Source organism: Sinomonas sp. G460-2, assembly GCF_047759905.1.
GTDB lineage: Bacteria > Actinomycetota > Actinomycetes > Actinomycetales > Micrococcaceae > Sinomonas.
Genome location: NZ_JBKZWT010000470.1, coordinates 1 through 2,054, shown reverse-complemented (window position 1 = coordinate 2,054; position 2,054 = coordinate 1). Strand labels below are relative to the sequence as shown.

Annotated in this window: 3 protein-coding genes; all 3 read left to right on the top strand. The window is 68.5% G+C overall.

Annotated features, from left to right (window positions below):
• Positions 1 to 719 (top strand): 2-oxo acid dehydrogenase subunit E2 (locus tag ACLN58_RS21545; RefSeq protein WP_415857256.1); only part of this gene is annotated, 719 nt, incomplete at its 5' end.
• Between the two features lie 145 nt (positions 720 to 864).
• Positions 865 to 1,233 (top strand): hypothetical protein, encoded by a 369-nt coding sequence (locus tag ACLN58_RS21540; protein ID WP_415857255.1) that lies wholly within the window; start codon positions 865 to 867, stop codon positions 1,231 to 1,233.
• Between the two features lie 305 nt (positions 1,234 to 1,538).
• The gene (locus ACLN58_RS21535) at positions 1,539 to 1,967 is read left to right on the top strand and encodes an OsmC family protein (protein ID WP_415857254.1); all 429 of its coding nucleotides are present in this window, start codon (positions 1,539 to 1,541) and stop codon (positions 1,965 to 1,967) included.
• The last annotated feature ends 87 nt before the right edge of the window (positions 1,968 to 2,054 follow it).

The window sequence follows — 2,054 nt, the reverse complement described above, 5'->3', positions numbered from 1 at the left end:
GCGGCACCACGGAGAAGGCTCCGCGGATCCGCCAGGTGATCGCACGCCGCATGCGCGAGTCGCTCGACACCTCGACCCAGCTCACGCAGGTCCACGAGGTCGACATGACGAAGATCGCGAAGCTTCGCGACCGGGCCAAGGGCGCATTCCTGGCCCAGAACGGCGTCAAGCTCACGTTCCTCCCGTTCATCGCGAAGGCCGTGGCCGAGGCGCTCAAGCAGCACCCGAAGCTCAACGCGGAGTACAACGAGGACAAGCAGGAGATCACTTACCACAACGCGGAGCACCTCGCGATTGCGGTGGACACCGAGAAGGGTCTCCTCGTCCCGGTCATCAACAACGCGGGTGACCTCAACCTGGCTGGCCTCGCGGGCCGCATCGCCGACGTCGCGGGGCGCACGCGCAGCGGCAAGATCGGACCGGACGAACTCTCGGGCGGCACGTTCAGCATCACCAACATCGGCTCGGTTGGCGCGCTGTTCGACACGCCGATCATCAACCAGCCGCAGGTTGCGATCCTCGGCACGGGTGCGATCGTGAAGCGCCCGTGGGTCACGCAGAACGCCGAGGGCGACGACGTCATCTCGATCCGCTCGATGATGTACCTCTCGCTCACGTACGACCACCGCCTCGTCGACGGCGCGGACGCAGGACGCTTCCTGCAGACGCTCCGCGCGCGGCTTGAGGGTGGCGCGTTCGAGGCCGATCTCGGCCTCTGAAAGCGGCCCGCCAGCCAGCGAATCGCTGAGGGTGGAGGCCCGATCCCCAGGGTCGGGCCTCCGCCCTCATTCGTTATCCACTTGGTACCCCGGCTCCCCCGTGAACCGGGCGGGGCGGCCCTGCGCCAACACTAGAATCGGGACCATGACTGTCGTCTTCAGCATCGTCGTCTTCGTCCACATTGTTGGGGCGGCCATGATCGTCGGACCGTGGATCGCCAACATGAAGGCCCCGACTGTCGGCGCGCGGCAGTTCGACGGCGCCATGACTCAGCTCGTGACGGGCATCATCCTGGCAGGTCTCCTGCCGGTCATGGTCAGCACGGTCCCCAACTGGCCCACCCCGGACTATCCCAAGCTCATCGTCAAGTTCGTCGTCGCCATCGTGGTCGGCGCGCTCGCGTTCGTGGGCAACCGCCGCCGCAAGGCGGGCGAGCCGGTCGCGCCCGGCGTCGCTCACGCCGTCGGCGGCCTCGCGCTGCTCAACATCGCCGTCGCCACGATCTGGCCCTAACGAGGCTGGCTGGGGCAGGTTCTTCGAACCCACCCGACCGCCCTCAACCCGCCCGGCCACCCCTTCTAACCCCGCCCGGCCACCCCTTCTAACCCCGCCCGGCCACCCCTTCTAACCCCGCCCGGCCACCCCTTCTAACCCCGCCCGGCCACCCCTTCTAACCCCACCCGGCCACCCCTTCTAACCCCGCCCGGCCACCCTTCACCCGCCCGGCCGCCCTCCGAAACGCGAGCGGGGTCGCCTTGTGCCTACGATGGCCGGGCCAGTTCACTCTCTCAGCCCATCAACAAGCGAAGGAGCGCAGTATGGCCACGATCCGCACCGCCCACACCGTCTGGAACGGCAACCTCATGGAGGGCGCCGGGCAGACGACCCTCGACACCTCGGGCCTCGGCACGTACGACGTCACGTGGAAGGCGCGCAGCGCAGAGTCCAACGGCAAGACGAGCCCCGAAGAGCTCATCGCGGCGGCCCACTCGGCCTGCTTCTCGATGGCGTTCAGCAACGGGCTGGCCGAGGCCGGCTACACGGCCGACGAGATCCGGACCCAGGCCGACGTCGACTTCGTCCCGGGCACGGGCATCACGACGAGCAAGCTCACGGTGACCGCAAAGGTCCCCGGCATCTCCGAGGACGAGTTCCAGCAGATCGCAGCTGCCGCGAAGGCGGGCTGCCCCGTGAGCCAGGCTCTCACCGGCATCACGATCACGCTCGACGCGTCGCTCGCGTCCTGATCATCCAACGCTGACGCCGAGGGCAGCCAAGACCGCCTCACGGGTCGCGCACGAACTGGGCCCCCGTCCCGCGCCTCGCGGCGCAGG